The sequence below is a fragment of the Microbacterium sp. Root1433D1 genome, from assembly GCF_001426835.1.
GTDB classification, from domain to species: domain Bacteria; phylum Actinomycetota; class Actinomycetes; order Actinomycetales; family Microbacteriaceae; genus Microbacterium; species Microbacterium maritypicum.
Map to the genome: position 1 here is coordinate 1,031,681 of NZ_LMFN01000001.1, position 18,082 is coordinate 1,049,762.

Annotated in this window: 20 protein-coding genes; 5 read left to right on the forward strand and 15 right to left on the reverse strand. The window is 68.7% G+C overall.

Annotation, left to right across the window (positions count from 1 at the left end):
- Window positions 1-44 precede the first annotated feature (44 nt).
- The gene (locus tag ASD13_RS04970; RefSeq protein WP_055866301.1) at window positions 45-335 is read left to right on the forward strand and encodes a hypothetical protein; all 291 of its coding nucleotides are present in this window, start codon (window positions 45-47) and stop codon (window positions 333-335) included.
- A gap of 17 nt (window positions 336-352) precedes the next feature.
- Here the strand turns inward: ASD13_RS04970 and ASD13_RS04975 are convergent, their stop codons facing one another.
- The 13 genes from ASD13_RS04975 to ASD13_RS05035 form a co-directional block, all read right to left on the reverse strand.
- Window positions 353-1,450, reverse strand: a complete 1,098-nt coding sequence (locus ASD13_RS04975) for a LacI family DNA-binding transcriptional regulator (protein ID WP_235562465.1) — start codon at window positions 1,448-1,450, stop codon at window positions 353-355.
- Between the two features lie 70 nt (window positions 1,451-1,520).
- On the reverse strand, window positions 1,521-1,961 hold the full coding sequence (locus ASD13_RS04980; RefSeq protein WP_055866303.1) for a DoxX family protein: 441 nt from the start codon (window positions 1,959-1,961) through the stop codon (window positions 1,521-1,523).
- Window positions 1,962-2,066: 105 nt separating this feature from the next.
- The gene (locus ASD13_RS04985) at window positions 2,067-2,936 is read right to left on the reverse strand and encodes a dihydrodipicolinate synthase family protein (protein WP_055866305.1); all 870 of its coding nucleotides are present in this window, start codon (window positions 2,934-2,936) and stop codon (window positions 2,067-2,069) included.
- The gene (locus ASD13_RS04990) at window positions 2,933-4,588 is read right to left on the reverse strand and encodes a tripartite tricarboxylate transporter permease (protein ID WP_055866307.1); all 1,656 of its coding nucleotides are present in this window, start codon (window positions 4,586-4,588) and stop codon (window positions 2,933-2,935) included. Before ASD13_RS04990 ends, ASD13_RS04985 begins: the two co-directional genes overlap by 4 nt.
- On the reverse strand, window positions 4,585-5,142 hold the full coding sequence (locus tag ASD13_RS04995; RefSeq protein ID WP_017829648.1) for a tripartite tricarboxylate transporter TctB family protein: 558 nt from the start codon (window positions 5,140-5,142) through the stop codon (window positions 4,585-4,587). Before ASD13_RS04995 ends, ASD13_RS04990 begins: the two co-directional genes overlap by 4 nt.
- Before the next feature lie 64 nt (window positions 5,143-5,206).
- Window positions 5,207-6,175: a tripartite tricarboxylate transporter substrate binding protein gene (locus ASD13_RS05000; protein WP_055866310.1), complete on the reverse strand. Its 969-nt coding sequence runs from the start codon at window positions 6,173-6,175 to the stop codon at window positions 5,207-5,209.
- 120 nt (window positions 6,176-6,295) lie between these two features.
- Window positions 6,296-6,958, reverse strand: coding sequence for a GntR family transcriptional regulator (locus ASD13_RS05005; RefSeq protein WP_055866313.1), 663 nt, complete (start codon window positions 6,956-6,958; stop codon window positions 6,296-6,298).
- Window positions 6,959-7,010: 52 nt separating this feature from the next.
- Window positions 7,011-7,424, reverse strand: a complete 414-nt coding sequence (locus ASD13_RS05010) for a heat shock protein transcriptional repressor HspR (RefSeq protein WP_200942459.1) — start codon at window positions 7,422-7,424, stop codon at window positions 7,011-7,013.
- 40 nt (window positions 7,425-7,464) lie between these two features.
- Entirely contained in the window at window positions 7,465-8,448 is a 984-nt protein-coding gene (locus ASD13_RS05015) for a DnaJ C-terminal domain-containing protein (RefSeq protein WP_055866317.1), read from the reverse strand.
- A gap of 7 nt (window positions 8,449-8,455) precedes the next feature.
- On the reverse strand, window positions 8,456-9,109 hold the full coding sequence (locus ASD13_RS05020) for a nucleotide exchange factor GrpE (protein ID WP_055866319.1): 654 nt from the start codon (window positions 9,107-9,109) through the stop codon (window positions 8,456-8,458).
- A 2-nt stretch (window positions 9,110-9,111) separates the two neighbouring features.
- A complete protein-coding gene (dnaK, locus tag ASD13_RS05025; protein WP_055866321.1) occupies window positions 9,112-10,977 on the reverse strand; it encodes a molecular chaperone DnaK in 1,866 nt (621 codons plus the stop codon).
- Between the two features lie 174 nt (window positions 10,978-11,151).
- On the reverse strand, window positions 11,152-12,450 hold the full coding sequence (locus ASD13_RS05030; RefSeq protein ID WP_055866324.1) for an HNH endonuclease signature motif containing protein: 1,299 nt from the start codon (window positions 12,448-12,450) through the stop codon (window positions 11,152-11,154).
- 111 nt (window positions 12,451-12,561) lie between these two features.
- On the reverse strand, window positions 12,562-13,311 hold the full coding sequence (locus ASD13_RS05035; protein WP_055866326.1) for a phosphotransferase: 750 nt from the start codon (window positions 13,309-13,311) through the stop codon (window positions 12,562-12,564).
- Window positions 13,312-13,393: 82 nt separating this feature from the next.
- On the opposite strand from ASD13_RS05035, the gene ASD13_RS05040 reads away from it, so the two are divergent.
- Window positions 13,394-14,194: a MerR family transcriptional regulator gene (locus ASD13_RS05040; protein ID WP_055866328.1), complete on the forward strand. Its 801-nt coding sequence runs from the start codon at window positions 13,394-13,396 to the stop codon at window positions 14,192-14,194.
- Window positions 14,195-14,214: 20 nt separating this feature from the next.
- On the opposite strand, the gene ASD13_RS05045 is transcribed toward ASD13_RS05040, so the two are convergent.
- Window positions 14,215-14,625, reverse strand: a complete 411-nt coding sequence (locus tag ASD13_RS05045; protein WP_055866330.1) for a hypothetical protein — start codon at window positions 14,623-14,625, stop codon at window positions 14,215-14,217.
- 180 nt (window positions 14,626-14,805) lie between these two features.
- On the opposite strand from ASD13_RS05045, the gene ASD13_RS05050 reads away from it, so the two are divergent.
- Window positions 14,806-15,786, forward strand: a complete 981-nt coding sequence (locus tag ASD13_RS05050) for an NAD(P)/FAD-dependent oxidoreductase (protein ID WP_055866332.1) — start codon at window positions 14,806-14,808, stop codon at window positions 15,784-15,786.
- 63 nt (window positions 15,787-15,849) lie between these two features.
- Window positions 15,850-16,512 (forward strand): hypothetical protein, encoded by a 663-nt coding sequence (locus ASD13_RS05055; protein ID WP_055866335.1) that lies wholly within the window; start codon window positions 15,850-15,852, stop codon window positions 16,510-16,512.
- A 30-nt stretch (window positions 16,513-16,542) separates the two neighbouring features.
- Here the strand turns inward: ASD13_RS05055 and ASD13_RS05060 are convergent, their stop codons facing one another.
- On the reverse strand, window positions 16,543-17,004 hold the full coding sequence (locus ASD13_RS05060) for a DUF3817 domain-containing protein (RefSeq protein ID WP_017829660.1): 462 nt from the start codon (window positions 17,002-17,004) through the stop codon (window positions 16,543-16,545).
- A gap of 153 nt (window positions 17,005-17,157) precedes the next feature.
- Here ASD13_RS05060 and ASD13_RS05065 point away from each other — a divergent pair, with 153 nt between their 5' ends.
- Window positions 17,158-18,075 carry a helix-turn-helix domain-containing protein gene (locus ASD13_RS05065; protein ID WP_055866337.1) on the forward strand — a complete coding sequence of 306 codons (918 nt, stop codon included), beginning with the start codon at window positions 17,158-17,160 and terminating at the stop codon, window positions 18,073-18,075.
- Window positions 18,076-18,082: the final 7 nt, after the last annotated feature.

Genomic DNA, 18,082 nt, shown 5'->3' on the forward strand with positions numbered 1-18,082 from the left:
CGGAATACCGTGACATTCTGGGCACCCCGAATCAGACTGGAGGCATGCGCTTGGATGACCCGCAGGTATGGACGCTGATCGGCGTGTTCACGACGATGATGCTCGGCGGCATGACCCTCATGACGATGCAGTTCAGCCGCGTGATCCGCGCCGAGATCGGTGGTCTGCACGGCGAGCTGCGAGGTGAGATCGGCGGGTTGCGCGGCGATCTGAGCGGGCGGCTGGAGAGCCTCGAGGGCCGGCTCACCGGCCGCATAGACGCCCTGGAGCATAAGGTCGACAGCCTCGACAAAGAGGTGGCGAACCTCGCGACGCGGTTCTGGCGCTCACAGTAGTCCGCCCGACCGCCCGCTCAGCTCCGCGTCGCGCTCGCGGGCTGGAGCTCGTTGCGCAGCACGACCGTCCGCGCCGGCTGCGTGTCACCCTTGATGCGATCCAGCAGCATCCGCGCCGCGGTCACGCCCATGTGCCGCGCCGGCAGTCGCACCACGGTCACGGCCGTCGGCGAGAGCGTCGTGAACGGCAGAGAGCCGATCACCGCCACGCCGACGTCCGGCGGAGTGCGCCCGTGCTCCGTGAGCACCTGGATGGCGCCGACCCCGATCAGGTTGTTGCCGGCCACCACCGCATCCGGCGGCTCGGGCAGCGCGAGCAGCTCCTCCATCGCCGACCGGCCACCGTCGACGCGGAAGGTCGTGAAGCGCTCGAGCCCGTCGAGGTCGAGGTCGGGGTGGGCCGTGGTGAGCGCGGAGCGCCACCCCGCGGCGCGCTCGGCGGCGGTGTCGATGTGCGCGGGGCCGCCGATGTAGGCGATGCGACGGTGGCCCGCATCGATCAGGCTCCGCGTGGCCGACGTACCCGCCGCGCGATTGGCCATCGTGACGCCGTCGATGTCGTAGGCCGTGCTGCGATCGACGGCCACGACGGGCCGGCCGGTGGCGAGGATGCCGTCGAGGTCGGAGTGCTCGTCGGCTGTCGCGATGATGACGCCGGACATGTTCTCGGCGATCGCGATGCGGAGATACGTCGCCTCCTTCTCCACCTGCGCGTCGGAGTTGCAGAGCACGACGGAGTATCCGGCTTCGGAGGCGACGTCCTCCACCCCGCGCGCCATCTCGGTGAAGTACGGGTTCTCGATGTCGGGGATCACGAGGGCGATGACCTCGGAACTCTGTCGACGCAGCGAGCGGGCGGCGCGGTTGGGGGTGAAGTCGAGCGTCGCCGCGGCCGCACGGACGGCCGCCACCTTCTCATCGGAGACGCTCGTGCCGTTGAAGACGCGCGAGACCGTCGCGGGTGAGACCCCCGCGAGCTCGGCGACGTCGTAGATCGTTGCCATGCGCTCCCCTGCTCCCCCGCGGACTCCTGCTCCCGCCGAGCGCGGCGGGTGCTGCAACAGTATCGCGCGGTGGCCGAGGATCAGCGCCTCGGTGAAATCGATGCCGCGCACATCTTCACCCGCCCACGCGACGGATGCCGCGACCCCTCGGTCGCGGCATCCGTCGTATTGCTGAGGTTCTTCAGCTCAGCCAGGCCGGCGCGCGTCCTCGCAGGAACGCTCCGTCGAGGGAGAACCGCCCCGCACCCGTGAGCGCGAGGGCGAGAGCTGCCGCGCCGAGGACCGCGACGAATTCGTAGCCGCCGTCACCGACCCAGAGACCGGCGGGAAGGTGCACGGCGACGAGGGCGACGATCATGTCGATCGCGAGCAGGATGGCGACCGGACGGGTGAGGAGCCCGAGGATCAGCAGGATGCCGCCGATGAGCTCGACGAAGGCGACGACCGGACCGGCGATCTCCGGCAGAGGGACCCCCATGCCCGCGAAGCTGCCGATCGTCCCGGGAAGCGTGAACTCGAAGATCTTCTGTGCGCCGTGTGCGGCGAAGATCGCACCGACGACCACGCGGAGGACCAGGAGTCCCAGCGAGGGTGCGGCGGATGGGGCTTTGGTGTTCGTCATGAGGAGTTCTTCCTTCGTGGCAGGACACCCGCGCGCCAGGCGCGGAGCAGGGTCGTTCCCTGCTTCCACGCTAGGAAGGCGACATTTCCATCTCCTGTGACCGGGTCACCGGTGCGCGGCGACCACCTCGGCGACGGCGGTGCGCTCGGCGGCGCTCGGCTCGGCGATGGCCATGCGGCAGTGCGTGTCGACGACGTCGAGCACGCGGTACGCCTCCTTCATGCGCGCCATGTCGCCCCCGATGAGCGCGACGACGTCGTCGACGGCGGCCTGGGCGGCGACGATGGCCGCCGCGTCTCCCGCTCGGCCCGCGTCGGCGAGCGCGCGGAAGGGCTTCGGTGTGACCGACGACACCCCGGAGACGACGCCCTGCGCGCCCACCTCGACGGCGGCGATCAGGTCGCGATCGGCGCCGGTGTAGAGGTCGAAGTCGGCGGGCACGACGGCCCGGTACGCGGCGATGTCGTCGAGCGAGAGCTCGCTGATCTTGGCACCGACGACGTTGGGCAGTTCGGCGAGCCGCACCAGAAGCTCCGGCGAGACCGGGTTGCCGCTGCGAGCCGGGTAGATGTACACGTACAGTCGACCGTCGCCGACGGCATCCGACACCGCGCGGTAGTAGTCGAAGATCGCGTCGTCGGTGGCTCGCAGGTAGTACGGCGTCAGCGCGGCGAACTCCACGGCGCCCAGTTCGCGGGCGATGCGGGTCAGCCGCACAGCCTCGAACGTGCTGGGGCGGCCGACGTGCACGACGACGCGCATGCGCCCCTGCAGCTCGGCCAGCGCCGCGTCGACAATGGCCGCGAACTCCTCGGCGTCCACCGCGGGGAACTCCCCCGTCGTGCCGAGCACGAATGCTCCCTCGTTCCCCGAGTCGGCGACGAATCGGAAGATCGCACGCGAACCCTCGATGTCGAGGGTGCCGTCGCGGTGGAACGCGGTGGGCACGGCGGTCAGGATGTCGTAGCGGGTCACTTCTCGGTCTCCTCGGAGTTCTTGCGGGGCTTGCGGGAACGACGCCGCGGGGCGTCGACGTTGCGGACGGTGGAGGTGAGCAGGTCCGGCTGCGCGGCGAGCTCGTCGTGCGCCTTCTCGATCTGCTGGATGCTGTCGTCGTGCAGGATCGAGTCCGCGAGCGAGGCGCGCTCGGCACGGGGACGACGGGCGGCACGGATCGCCGGCATCACGATCGACAGCACGGCCAGGGCGAGGAGCACGAGCGCGATGGGGCTGACGACCTCGAAGAACGGACGCGTGGGCAGGATCGCCAGCGTCCGGGCGAGGTTCTCCTCGGCGAGGGGTCCGAGTAGGAGCCCGAGCACCACGGGGCCCGCCGGCACCTGCATGCGCTTGAGCATCACTCCGATCACACCGAAGACGAGCATCGTCACGACCGTGGAGAGGCTGTTCGAGGTGGCATACGTGCCGATGATGCAGAAGATCAGGATGCCGCTCCACAGATACGGCTGCGGCACGTCGAGCAGCTTGACCATGCCCTTCATGCGGATCAGGCTCAGCACGAGCGACAGGATCGTCGCGATCAGCATGATTCCCACGATCGAGACGACCAGGTCGGGGCGGTTCGTGAACAGCGTGGGACCGGGCGTGATGCCCCAGATGATCATCGAACCGATCATCACGGCCATCACGGAGTCGCCGGGGATGCCCAGCGCCATGGTCGTGGTGAGCGAGCCACCGAGCGTGGCGCTCGAGGCGGTGTCGGAGGCCGCGACGCCCTCGATCGATCCCTTGCCGAACATCTCGGGGTGCTTGGACACCTTGCGCGCCCGCTCCCACCCGATGAGTCCCGCGATGTCGCCGCCGGCCGCGGGGATGAGCCCGACGCCGAGTCCGACCGCACCGCCGACCGCCGTGGCCCGACCGCTCTGCTTCAGCTCGGCCCGGTTCGGCCACCAGCGGCCGAGGCTCGAGATGGGCCGCACGTGCGACTTCCGGTGCGTGAGCAGCTGGTCGAAGAGTTCGGCGATGCCGAAGAGTCCGATGATCACGGCGATGAAGTTCACGCCCTCGACGAGTTCGAGCACTCCGAAGGTGAAGCGCTGATCGGCCGTCGCCGCATACGTGCCGACGCTGCCGAGCATGAGGCCGAAGAGCCCGGCGAGGATGCCCTTGAGCATCGACTTCGACGAGATGCCGATCATGATCGAGATGCCGAAGACCACCAGGGCGAACAGTTCCGGGGATTTGAAGTAGTCGCGGGCGAAGCTGGCGATCGGCACGGCTGCGACTGCGAAGAGCACGAGCGAGGCGAGGATGCCGACGGCCGAGACGATCGCGGAGATCGTCAGGGCGAGACCGGCCCGCCCCTGCTTGGCCATGGGATAGCCGTCGAGCGTCGTCGCGATGGACGCGGGAGTGCCGGGGGTGTTGATGAGGATCGAGGGCACCCGATCGCCGAAGTTCGCGGCGACGTAGATCGTCAGCAGCACCGCGAGACCCTGCACGGGCTCGAGGGTCATCGTGAAGCCGGCGGCAAGCGCGACCGCCATGGTCGCGGTGATGCCGGGAAAGGCGCCGACCATGAAGCCGAGCACGAGGCCGACGAGCATGTAGAGCAGGATCGAGATGTCGAGGAGCGAGTTCAGCCCCTCCATGAGCGCGTTCACAGGGGGATCCTCAGGAGCATCCCGAACACGACGTAGACGAACGCCGTGACGGAGGCGGAGTAGATGATCAGGCTCAGCCAGCGGCGGTGGCCGTAGAGGAGCATGAGGGAGGCCATCAGCAGAGCTGCGGCGATCGGGAAGACCTCGATGCGGTAGCCGAAGAGGATGACCGAGCCCAGCGACCACAGCACGATGAAGGCGCCGGTGATCGCGAGCGTGGCGATGACGCGGAGGTAGCCGCCGGGCTGGATGCGTTCGAGGTCTTCGCGGGTGGGTGCCGGGCGGGTGATCGCGACGGCGAGCAGCGCGATGGCGACGACGACTCCGGTGACCCCGATCACGAGCGGCCAGAAGCGGGCGTCGATCTGCCCGGGTGCGGCCTCACGGCGCAGCGGGATCTGCGTCGAGAGGAAGAGGTATCCGGCGGTGAACGCCAGGGCGACGACGGCGAACACGATCTCGAGGGTTCGCGACGCGGGCGCGCCCTCGTACTCGTCACCGGCGGATTCGTCGCGGCCTGCCGGTTCTGCAGCGGTGTCGGGGGTGGACATCATGCTCCTTCTCCTTCGTCGAAGGGGAACGGCTGCGGGGCCGGTCTGCACCGGCCCCGCAGTGTTCTCAGCCCAGGAGATCCTTGAAGAGGTCGAACTGCTCGTCGACGAACGTCGTCCATTCGGCGGAGTCGCGGTACACGACGAGGTTTCCGGCATCGGCCTGGAACTTCTGGTATCCGTCGGACTCGACGGCTTCCTTGACCGCGGCCTCGAGCGTCGACTTCACGTCGTCGGGCAGACCCTTGGGGGCATAGATGCCGCCCCAGCCACCGAAGACCACGTCTTCGCCGATGGCCTCTTCGACCGTCTCGACGTCTTCGGCGTCGGGGTGACGCTCGTCGTTCATGACGGCGAGGATGCGCACGGCCTCGCCCTGCGCCAGGGCCTCGCCGAGGCCGGAGACGGCCGCGACGGTCTCACCGGATGCGGCTGCAGCGACGGCTGTCGCTCCGCCGTCGTAGGGGACCGGGGTGAAGTCGGCGTCGGTCGCGGCACCGAGTCCGAGGGTCGCCGCCTCCCAGATGGAGCCGGCACCGGAGTTGGCGACCGTGACGGCGCCGGACTTCGCCTGGGCGACGAGGTCTTCGAGCGTCTCGATGCCGCTGTTCGCGCCGACCGTGACGACCCCGGGGGCGAGCATGATCTGGCCGAGCAGGTCGAAGTCGTCCGGCAGCACGTTCGCGCTCTGCGTGGTGTTGAGCATCGCGATCTCGACGGGCGCGAATCCGATGACGTAGCCGTCGGCATCCTGCGCGCCCACGTACTCCATCGCGAGGGCGCCGGCGGCACCGGGCATGTTCTCCGGGATGACGCTGACGCCGAGGATCTTCTCGAGCTCCGTGGCGAGCGCGCGCGACGAGAGGTCGGATCCTCCGCCGGGGTTGGCCTGGATGATGAGTCGGATGTCGTTCTCGGGGAACGCCGATCCGGCTTCCTCGCCCTCTTCGACCTTGGTGCAGGCCGAGACGATGAGAGCGGTGGCTGCGAGGGCGGCGATCGCGGCAGCCGCCCGGGTGATGCGCTTGCGGGGCATCTTTGCTCCTCTACGTGGGTCGACCTTGTTGTCGACTCCCCGACCGTAGCAGTGTTGACTGTTAACAGTCAACACTGACAAGCGTGCGCCCCTCCCCCGACGAGTAAATGCCCGCCCCGCTCAGGCGCGGGTGGCGATCTCGCTCAGCATGCGCTCGCGGGCGCCGTCGAGGTGTTCCGACAGCACCTTCGCCGCCTGCGTCGGCGTACCGCTTCGCATCACGTCCATGAGCTTCACGTGGTCGCCGGACGACTCGTGCAGATCTTCATCGTGGTTGATCGTGACCTCGAGGAGCGCCGTGAACGTCGGGAGGTACTGGTTCCACGCCCCCTCGAGGCGTGGATGGTCGGCGAGCGCGTAGATCTGCGAGTGGAACTCGAGGTCGGCCGCCACGAAAGCGGCGTGGTCACCGGCATCCGCGGCCTCGCCCATGCGTCCGACCGCCGCAGCCATCGCCGCCCAGCGCGCATCGTCGTCGACACGCATGGCGCGCGAGAGGGCGAGCTGTTCGAGGGCACCGCGCAGGCTGTACAGCTGATCGACGTCGTCGTGCGTGAGCCCCACGATGTAGACCCCGCGCGGACGCTGCACCTCGACGAGCTTCTCGAAACTCAACTGGGTGAGGGCATCGCGCACCGGTCCGCGGCTGACCGAGAACTCCTCGGCGAGCGCCTCTTCGGTGATGCGCGCGCCGGGGGCGAGCTCGCCGCGCACGATGCGCTGGCGGAGCACCCGCGCCACCTGGGCGCCGAGGGATTCTCCGCGCGTGACGGTCTGCGTCATGGTGACCTCCTGTTAACAGTTGACAGGATACACACCGCGGCGGTGCCTGGGCCTAGGCGCTCCCGCGCGGGTCCCAGAGCACGACCTCCGTCGAGCGACGCAGGCGCCGTCCGGTCGGCATGGGTACGACTCCGGCGGAACCCGCGGCGAACACGCGCACTCCGGGGCGGCTCTCGCGCTCGGTGCGCAACGCACTCTCGAGCACGGCGATGCGGTTGCGCAGCGCCCTGTTCTCGTCTTCGAGGTCGAGCAGACGGGCGATCGCGGGGAGGCTCACGCCCTCGGAAGAGAGCTGGGCGACCTCGCGCAGCTGCTCGATGTTCCGGGGGGAGTACCGGCGCGAACCGCCGGAAGTGCGTCCGGGGACGACGAGCCCGATGCGGTCGTACTGCCGCAGCGTCTGGGGATGAAGGCCGGAGAGCTCGGCGGCGGCCGCGATCGCGAACACCGGGGTGTCAGCATTCATCATGAACGCCTCCGCCCCCGGTGCCCGCTTCGACGATCGGTCATCGCCGCGCCTTCGCCATCAGCTCGGCCCGCGGGTTCTCGTCGGGCTCGAGTTCCTGGAACTTCTCCAGAGCCGCACGCGCGGCGTCGTCGAGGTGCGTCGGCACCGCGACCTGGAGCTCTGCGAGCAGGTCGCCCGTGCCCTTCGAGGTCGCAACCCCTCGGCCCTTGACCCGCAGCACCCGCCCGGAGGGAGTACCGGGTGCGACGCGGAGCTTGACCACGTCGCCGCCGAGGGTCGGGACCTCGATGGTCGCACCGAGAGTCGCCTCGGTGAACGTCACAGGCACCACGACGCGCAGGTTGAGTCCGTCGCGCGTGAAGACCGGGTGCGGGCGCACCGCGATCTGCACGACGATGTCGCCGCTCTCTCCCCCATCGGGCGAAGGACGACCGCGACCGCGGAGACGGATCTTCTGTCCGTCGGCGACGCCCGCCGGGATCTTCACCTTGAAGGGCTTGCCGTCTTCGCCCTGCAGGGAGATGGTCTCGCCCTGCACGGCGGTGACGAAGTCGAGCGTGGTGCGGGCCGTGACATCGGCTCCGCGCTGCGGGCCGCCGAAGCCGCGGTATCCGCCGCTCGGCTGCCCGAAGCGTCCGTTGCCGAAGCTCGCGCCCTGCCCTTGGTTGAACATCGCGAAGATGTCCTCGAAGTCCGCCGTCTGCCCGCGGCCCTGCTGTCCGAACCGGCTGAACACGTCTTCGAAGCCGCCGGCACCCGCACCGCTCGCCGTGAAGCGAGCGCCGGATCCCATGGCGCGGATCTCGTCGTATTCCTTGCGCTGTTCGGCGTCGGAGAGCACCGAGTAGGCCTCGCTGATCTCCTTGAACTTCGCTTCGGCTTTGGCATCACCCTGATTGGAGTCCGGGTGGTACTTCCGCGCGAGCTTGCGATACGTCTTCTTCAGATCCGCATCACTGACGTCCTTGGAGACCCCGAGGGTCTTGTAGAAGTCCTTGTCGAACCAATCCTGGCTGGCCATCGATCACCTACTCCGCAGGGACAGCGACGACGACCTTCGCGGGGCGCAGCTCGACGTCTCCGAGGCGGTAGCCCACCTCGACGACCTCGAGGATCGTGGTCTTCTCGGCGCCGGGGGTCGGCTGCTGGAAGATGGCCTCGTGGCGCTGCGGGTCGAATTCCTCGCCCTTCGCGCCGTACGCGACCACTCCGAGACGCTCCACGACGGTGCGCACCTTGTCGGCGATCACGGCGAAGGGCGTGCCCTCCACCAGATCACCGTGCTGAGCCGCGCGGTCGAGGTCATCGAGCACGGGGACCAGGCCCTTGGCGGCCTCGCCCTTCGCTCGCTCGATCTCGACCTGACGCTGCTCTTCGGTGCGGCGACGGTAGTTCGCGTATTCGGCCTGAAGGCGCTTGAGGTCGTTCAGCAGCGTGGACTCGAGGTCGGCGAGCACGGCGTCTTCCGCCGCGGCCTCACCGGTCTGCGTGGCACCGAGGATGTCGTCGACCGTGAGGTCATCGGCGCCGTCGTCAGGAGTCTCGTCCGACCCCTCGGCGGCCTTCGCCTCGGTGGAGTCCGGGTTCTGCGGCACGGGGCCGGATGCCTGAGCATCCGACCCCTCGCTGCGACCTTCGGCGGACTCAGGAAACTGGTTCTCGTCGAAGTTCTTGTCCGTCATGATTACTTCTTCTCGTCCTCGTCGTCGACGACCTCGGCGTCGATGACGTCTTCCTCGGAGGAGGGAGCGTCACCGGCCGGGGCCTCGCCGTCAGCCGAAGCGCCGGCAGCGGCATCCGCCTGCGAGGAGGCGTAGATGGCCTCGCCGAGCTTGGACTGCGACTGGTTGAGCTTGTCGAACGCGGTCTTCACGGCCTCGTCGTCTTCGCCGGCCAGCGCCGTCTTGAGCGCGTCGACGTCGGCCTTGACCTCGGTCTTCACGTCTTCGGGCAGCTTGTCGTCGTTCTCGGTGATCAGCTTGTCGATCGAGTACGCGAGCGTCTCGGCCTGGTTGCGGACCTCTGCGGCCTCGCGGCGCGCCTTGTCCTCAGCGGCGTGCTCCTCGGCCTCGCGCACCATGCGCTCGATGTCTTCCTTCGACAGCGACGAGCCGCCGGAGATGACGATCGACTTCTCGGTGCCGGTGCCCTTGTCCTTGGCGGACACGTGCACGATGCCGTTGGCGTCGATGTCGAAGGTGACCTCGATCTGCGGGATGCCGCGGGGAGCCGGAGCGATACCCGTCAGCTCGAACGTGCCGAGCGGCTTGTTGTCGCGCGTGAAGTCACGCTCGCCCTGGAAGACCTGGATCGCGACGGACGGCTGGTTGTCGTCTGCCGTGGTGAAGGTCTCGCTGCGCTTGGTCGGGATGGCCGTGTTGCGCTCGATGAGCTTGGTCATCATGCCGCCCTTGGTCTCGATACCGAGGCTCAGCGGGGTGACGTCGATGAGGAGAACGTCCTTGCGCTCACCCTTGAGGACACCGGCCTGGAGCGCGGCGCCGACGGCGACGACCTCATCCGGGTTGACGCCCTTGTTCGCGTCCTTGCCGGTCTCGCGCTTGACGAGTTCGGCGACCGCAGGCATACGCGTGGATCCACCGACGAGCACGATGTGGTCGATCTCGGACACCTTGATGCCGGCTTCGCGGATGACGTCCTCGAACGGCTTCTTGGTGCGGTCGAGAAGGTCCTTCGTGAGGTCCTCGAACTTCGCGCGGGTGATGGTCTCGGAAAGCGACACCGGGCCCGACTCGGTCAGCGACAGGTAGGGCAGGTTGATGCTCGTCGACGTCGAGGAGGAGAGCTCCTTCTTCGCCTGCTCCGCAGCCTCCTTGAGACGCTGCAGGGCGATCTTGTCACCCGAGACGTCGACGCCCGTGGTCTCCTTGAACTGCTTGATCAGGTAATCGACGAGACGCTGGTCCCAGTCGTCTCCACCGAGACGGTTGTCACCGGCGGTCGAGCGCACCTGGATCGTGGAGAAGTCGTCGTCCTTGCCCACCTCGAGCAGCGAGACGTCGAACGTTCCGCCACCCAGGTCGAAGACCAGGATGAGCTCGTCTTCCTTGCCCTTGTCGAGACCGTAGGCGAGCGCGGCCGCGGTCGGCTCGTTGATGATGCGCAGCACGTTGAGGCCCGAGATCTCGCCGGCCTCCTTGGTGGCCTGACGCTCGGCGTCGTTGAAGTACGCGGGGACGGTGATGACCGCGTCGGTCACCGTGTCACCCAGGTACGCCTCGGCGTCGCGCTTGAGCTTCATGAGGATACGCGCGGAGATCTCCTGCGGCGTCCACTTCTTGCCGTCGACGTCGAAGCTCCAGTCGGTGCCCATGTGGCGCTTGACGGAAGCGATCGTCCGATCGACGTTGGTGACGGCCTGGCGCTTCGCAGTCTCACCGACGAGCACCTCCCCGTCCTTGGTGAAGGCCACGACCGAGGGGGTCGTGCGGAAGCCCTCGGCGTTGGCGATGACCTTGGGCTCGCCACCCTCGAGGACGCTGACGACGGAGTTGGTGGTTCCGAGGTCGATACCGACAGCACGTGCCATGTGTTCTCTCCTTTGTTGGAAGTTCGTTGTGGTTCGGAAAATCTGCGGCGATCAGGAAAACCTGAGTCGCGATGACTCAAGTGTACCCAGGGGTCGAGAAGGAGTCAAATGAACTTGATATGAATTGGCTCAACTTTGAGATACGGCGCTGTTCCGGGTGCTCGGCGGCATCACTCAGAACGGGGCGACCTCGGGATCCTCGGTGAAGGTGACGGTGTTCTGGGGAGGCGGCCGGTCGATGTAGACCTTGCCGGTCGGGCTCGTCCAGGCGTAGAGGCCACCGCCCAGAGGCTCGACCGTCCACGGCGAATGGTGCTTGAGCACATGATGGCGTCGACACAGATGGCCGAGGTTCGACTCGTCGGTGGAGCCACCGAGCACGGCATCGCGATGATGATCGATGTCGCAATCGGTGGACGGATACCCGCAGGTGGGGAATCTGCAGCGCTGATCCCTGGCGCGAAGATGCCTCCGCAGATCCGAACCCGGCCGATAGCGGTCGACCGCGAGGACCGTCCCGGTGATGGGGTGGGTGAGGATACGGTCCCATCCGGATGCCGCACCGGCGAACCGGCGGGCGGTCACGGGGTCGATCGGGGTGCGGCCGTTCAGCTCGGCCGGTGTCGCGTCGCCCGCGATCAGGGTCATGACGGGAACAGTGATCGACACCGTTCCACGGATCGCCGCGAGGGGCCCCTCCGCGCCGTCGTGCCCGACCGGGGCACCGGTGAGGAGCAGGTCGAGGGCGAGATCGGCGCGGAGCTGCGCGATGGTGCGCCGATCGGGCACCGGGGACTCGGGCTCCGGGGATTCGGGCTCCTGGGATTCGGGCTCCTGCATCGCGTCGGCCATCTGCGTCAGGCGATCGAAGACACCGTGGACGAGCGCCGAGGGACCGAGCACCCCGAGCTGTGTCATCCCGTCGCCGACGTCTTTCACCCACACGGCTCTCTTCTCCCGCGCGTCGAGATGCCGCTCCTCGATCGACCGCGCCTGGAACCGCTCGGCCACCCGCCGAGCCATGCGGCCGACGCGGGCGGGAGACTCGGTCTCGGCGAAGACGATCATCTGCGTCGCGTAGGCATCGCGGCTCGCCGCATCGTCGAGATGCTCGCCCGCTTCGCACACGACGCGGGCGTGCGCCGCGCTGATACGACCGGCGCCCTGCGCTTCCCAGACCATCGGGAAGCGCTCTACGACCCACGCCGCATCCGCCATCCGCCGCTGCACCGTCCGATCGCTCACCCGCAGGGCTGTGGCGAACTCCGCGGCGACGGTGCGCGCAGACATCTCCCCCTGATCGGGATGCTCCGCCTGCTCAGCGACTTCGAGTGCGAGCCGCGAGCCCACGGCCAGGATGCCGTCGCGTGCGGCCTGCAGACTGCTAATCGTGCGCTCGACCTCGACGAGCATCTCGGTGAGCGCAGCGAGCGCATCCACCTGCTCGAGAGTCGCATCCGCCAGTGCCGTCATACCTTCAGTGAACCAGGAGCCACCGACATTCAAAGGCCCAGATCAGAGCCGGAAAACGATATACCGGCATGTTCTCGCACCACGCACGGCGCACCGCCCACGCGGCCGAGCTCAGACCCCGCCGAGCGACCGTGCCCACCGCGCCCGATGTTCTCGCACGAATGCCAGCGCCTTCGCCCAGTGGTCGCCGTGGCCGTTCGCATACATCGACGCCCACGGCTCGTCGCCGGTCGCGTGCGCCCCTTCGAGCAGCGCGAGCATCGCCGCCGTCCGCTCCTCCATCGCCTGAGGCAGATCACGTCGCATGACGTCGTCCGCGCGGTATCCGTCGACGATGTCGGCGAGATCCCGAGCCGCACTCTCCGGATCGCGTTCACCGCCGGACAGCGCGAACGCCTGGGCCGCGTAGGCGAGGTCCCACAGGCGGGTGCTCGGGGCTGCGGCGTCCCAGTCGATGAAGACCCAGCGGTCGCCGGTGATGAGGTTCCAGGGGGCGAGGTCGTTGTGACAGACAAGCTCGGCGGCGGGCGCGGGGATCGCTGTCCGCCACACGGCATCGGCCTCCGGCGCATAGTGGGCGCTGGCGTCATGGATCTCGCGGATCATCGAACCGACTCGTCGCAGCTCGTCGGCGTCCAGTGGCATTCTCTCGATCGCCGGCGTGCCCGGCACGAATTCGACGACCTGCCGGCCCTGCCCATCCCGCCCTCGCGGCTCCGGCACATCGACGCCCGCTGCCCGCAATGCCCGCACGAAGCGGGTGACGCTCGGGGTCGCCTCCGACCACGACTTTCGCACCGTCTCGCCGAGCCGCACCACGATGCCGCTCGCGTTCCCGCCCGCCAGTACCTCTTCGCTCATCCGTCGACGCTAGCGCGCCGAGGCCTCCACCTCCCGACGCGATACTTGACTCTGACACAGTGGCAGACGGGAGAACTGAGACATGTTGTCCATCGGAGCGTTCGCGCAGATCGGCCAGGTGACCCACCGGATGCTCCGGCATTGGGACACGGCCGGCCTGCTCGAGCCCGCCCACGTGGACGAGTTCACCGGATACCGCTCCTACGATCCCTCGCAGCTGGAACGGCTGCACCGGATCGTCGCCCTGCGCCAGCTGGGTTTCGGTCTCGATGACGTCTCGGCGATCCTCGAACGCGGCGTCGATGCCGAACGCATCGCCGCCCTGCTGAGGATCCGTCGCGCAGAAGTCGAGCAGGAGCATCGGATCGCCGCGGAGAGACTCGTCGACGTGGAGAGGCGTCTCCACCTCATCGAGAGAGAGAAGCACATGTCCCAGATCGAGATCATCGACAAGCCCCTCCCCGCTGTGCGCCTCGCCGCCATCCGCACGGTCGTCGCCGACCAGCCGGCCGTCGCCGGAGTGGTCGGGCCCGCCTTCGACGCCGTGGCCGAGATCATCGGCGACACGCACTCCCTGGCCACCCCGATCGCCCAGTACGAGACGCTCGACGACGGGCTGCAGGTCATCGCGGGCTACACGTACAGCGGCCCCGCGCGCGAGGGCTTCGAGATCGTCGAGCTCCCCGCGGCGACGGAGGCCGTGTGCGGCATCCATCTCGGAGCGATGGAGCACATCGCCGAGAGCTGGCACGCGATCCACACCGAGATCTTCGCGCGGGGCCTGGTGCACGACGGCCCGTGTCGCGAGCTGTATGTGCGCGCGGTCTCCGAGGACCAGTCCGATTGGGTCACCGAGCTGCAGCAGCCCGTCCGTCGCAGCTGAGCGCACCGAGCCCTTCGCGCTCAGGCGGCGCTCTCGACGGTCGGCGCTGGCGAGAGGAGCCGTCGCGCGGCGCCGCGCGCGAGCATCAGGACGACGATCAGCAGGGTCACCAGGAAGAAACCGCCGAGTTGGACGGCATCTCCGAACACGACGTCCACCAGCTCCAGCACGAGGAACTTGCTGCCGGGGAGGATCAGCAGCAGCACGACGACGCCGACCGCTCGCCTGGCCGCCGTGCCGTCGGATCGGATGTGGGCGATCGCCCTCCCCTTCACCCAGACGACGGCCTCGAGGACGATCTTCAGGAGGATCGCCGTCAGAAGCGACAGCAGGAACGTCTCGGAGATGACCGCGGGGAACAGCTGACTGAACGTGCCGAGCACGATCAGGTACATCAGGACGTCGACGAGGTCGATGGCACGGAGCCGCATAGGGGGATCCTATCGAGCACGGGTCCCTGGCCTCGGGTGCCCGAGACACCGTCGAACAGGCCGCGACAGCGTCGAACAGTGGCAAAATGAGAGTAAGGCGAGCCTTAGCGGCCGCCCGGCGGTGTCGCCCCGGCAGACGCCGTGCGATGGATCCGCCCCTTTCTCGGAAGGACCGTGCGGATGACATCACCGATGGCGGACATGAACGAGCGCGCCGACTACGACGTGCTCATCGTGGGCGGCGGACCGGCCGGTCTCTCCGCCGCCCTCAACCTCGGTCGCGCGCTCGCGCGCGTGCTGGTGATCGACGCCGATCGTCCGCGCAATGCGGCGACGCTGCGATCGCACGGGTTCCTGACCCGCGACGGCATCCCGCCGCACGAACTGCGGCGCCTCGCCAGAGAAGAGCTCGCGGCCTATCCGAACGTGGAGGTGCGATCGCGGACGCGCGTCACCGCCCTCCGGCAGACGGACGGAGAGGGGACGGGACCGCACGGCGATCGACGTGTGTTCGCGGCAGACATCGGCCGCCGGGATGCCGAGACCACCGTCACGGCCAGGGCGGTGCTGCTGGCCACCGGGCTGCGCGAGACGCTCCCCGATGTCCCGAACCTGCGCGGGTACTACGGCATGAGCCTGTTCAGCTGCGCCACCTGCGATGCGTGGGAGCTGCAGGGCCGCCGCCTCGCCCTGATCGGCGAGACGCCCGACATCGCCGACCGCGCGCGACTCATCGGACGCTGGACCGAGAGCCTCACCGTGTTCACGCACGGGGCGGACGTCGTGACCGCGGACGAGGAGGCGGAGCTCGCCGCCTCCGGCATCGACGTGCGTCGCGAGACGATCGTCGAGCTCGTGGGTGAGCGGGGAAGCCTCGACGCCATCCGTCTGGCCGACGGCACATCGGTCCCGGTCGACGGCGGTTTCGTGCGGCCCGAGTGGGAGAACGCGCTGACGTTCCTCGACGGGATCGCGCCCACGCTTGATCACGCCGGGCATCTGCGCACGGACCGCTCCGGTCGCACCGATGTGCCGGGGCTCTACGCCGCGGGCGACGCCGCGACACCCGGTCCGCAGCAGCTCATCGTCGCGGCGGGTGCCGGCGCTCGGGTCGCGACGGTCATCGTGCACGACTCGATCGGGGTCGTCAGCGCCCACTGATCAGTCGGCCCGGGTGGAACCGTGGACCGGAGACGGTGACGGTCCGGGACTAGGCTGACCGGCATGACGCGCACCTCCTCCTCGATCCCCCTGCGCCTGGCCAGCACCGCGATCGCCGCTGTGGCCGTGCTGTCACTGAGCGGATGCCTGTACGCGCAGATCCCGGCGGGGTCGCCCACCGACATCCCCTCGTCGAGCCCGGAGACCGATGCGCCGAGCGACGAGTCGTCCGGCTCGACCCTGACCTTCACCGAAGGCCTCGATCTCGCGAGCGACACCTACATCGAATGGGGCGACGGGCTCGTGGTCGACGAGGGCTGGAAGATCGTCTCGCCCGACGACGGCAACGGCGCCTGGACGTACGGCACGGTCGACGGCACCTGTACTGCGCGGTTCTGGCAGGGGTACACGACAGACGTTCCCGTGGTCGCCGGAGACGACAGCGCCTCGTCCGACGCGATCCTCGGTGTGCTGCTGCAGACTCCGACCAGCGAGGTCACCCCGCTCGCCACGACCGGCGAGTTCAGCTACATGGCGGGCGGCAGCGGAGGCGTCGAGACGCGCCAGGTCGTCGGCGTGGACGGCAGCCGCACCTGGCTCATGGCCGCGCGTGCCTTCACGCAGACCGGAGTGGGCCTGTCGGTGGTCGTGGACTGCACCGCCGCGGATGCAGAGGCGACGCTGGCTGCGATCAACGAGAAGAACGCGGTCGTCGTCACGCCCTGAACCCGGCGAGGGATCCGACCCCGCCGGGCGTCACTTGCCGCCGGGAGGACCCACCAGCAGCAGGATCACGTAGAGCGCGACGATACCGACGACCAGAAGCAGCGCGAGAACCCACGGCCGCTGCAGGAACCACCGCATCAGCCGGTCGTACCAGCGGCGATCGCGCGGGTCGTCGGTCGCCTCGAGACGCCAGGCCCCGGTAAGCCGCCCGGTGCGGTGCAGCCAGATCTCGGTCGGGATCGTCGCGTACGGGATGACGGCGCTGGCGACGGCGAGAACACCCACACCGACATGCCAGCGCTGGTTCAGCGCGACCAGGATCGCCGTCGCCGCGTAGCTCAGGAAGATGAACCCGTGGATGCCTCCACCCACGGTCACCACGACTCCGGGGGCGCCGACGGCGCGCGCGATGATCGCGGCGATCAGGATCGTCCAGGTGATCGCCTCCGCGATCGCGAGAACTCGGAACAGTCGGTCGGGGGTGCGGAACACGGTACTCCTCGGGTGGTGTCCCTCCACCGTATCCGGCGGTCACCCCCTTCGAATCAACCGAATGATTGAGTCCGTCAGCACGACGCGACCCGTTTCGTGCCTCGACGCGGCCGACGGCGGAATAGCACGCCGCGCGACGACGTTGCCGAAGGCATGGTGACAGTGGATGCGGACGCGCTCTCGAACGTGCTCGGTGCGGTCGACCTGCGCATCGGCATCGGCCGTCGCACCTCGGTAGCTGCGGGAGCGCTGCTGCCGATCCCCGCCGACACCATCACCCTGGTCTACATCGCCGAGGGCGCTGTGCAGGGGCATCCTCCGCTCGGAGACGGCTGCCGCCTCGACGTCGATCCCGACTCGCAGCGACTCAGGGTCGACACGAAGGCCCGCCATGACCTGCTCGTGGCGGGCGACGCGTTCCTGACCCTCGGCCGTTCGCCGTTCGTGCTCGAAGCGCAGGCCGACACGAGCCTGATGATCGCCGACATCGAGCTCGCCGATGCGGCCTCGCCGCTGCCCGCCCTGCTGCCGCCGTTCCTCACCGTCACCGGGTTCGACGCCGTGGAGCCCGCCGCCGCCGCCCTGGCGCTGAACATGGGGGTGCTCGGCGACACGGTGATGCCCGCCCGCCAGGGCGACCCCATCATCTGCCGCATGATGGCGACGACCGTGCTGCTGTCGGTCATCCGCGCCTGGGCTGCGAACGGCTGTGCCCCGACGGGCTGGCCCTCGCTGTCGAACGACCCGTTCCTCGACCGCGTCGTCGACGCCATCCGCGAGGAACCGGGCCGGGACTGGACGGTGGAGCGCCTCGCCGGCATCGGCGCCATGTCGCGCTCGACCTTCGCCGAACGGTTCCGCAGCACCGTCGGCCGCTCCCCCGCGGACTACGTCACCGAGGTGCGCGTCGACGCGGCCAAGCGGATGCTCGAGGCCGGGCGAAGCGTCTCGGACATCTCCCGCGAGCTGGGCTACGCCTCCGACGAGGGGTTCAGCCGGGCCTTCCGCCGCCGCACCGGGCAGACCCCCTCGTCGTGGCGTCTGGCGAACCGCACGCCGATCTCGGCCTGAGGATCTC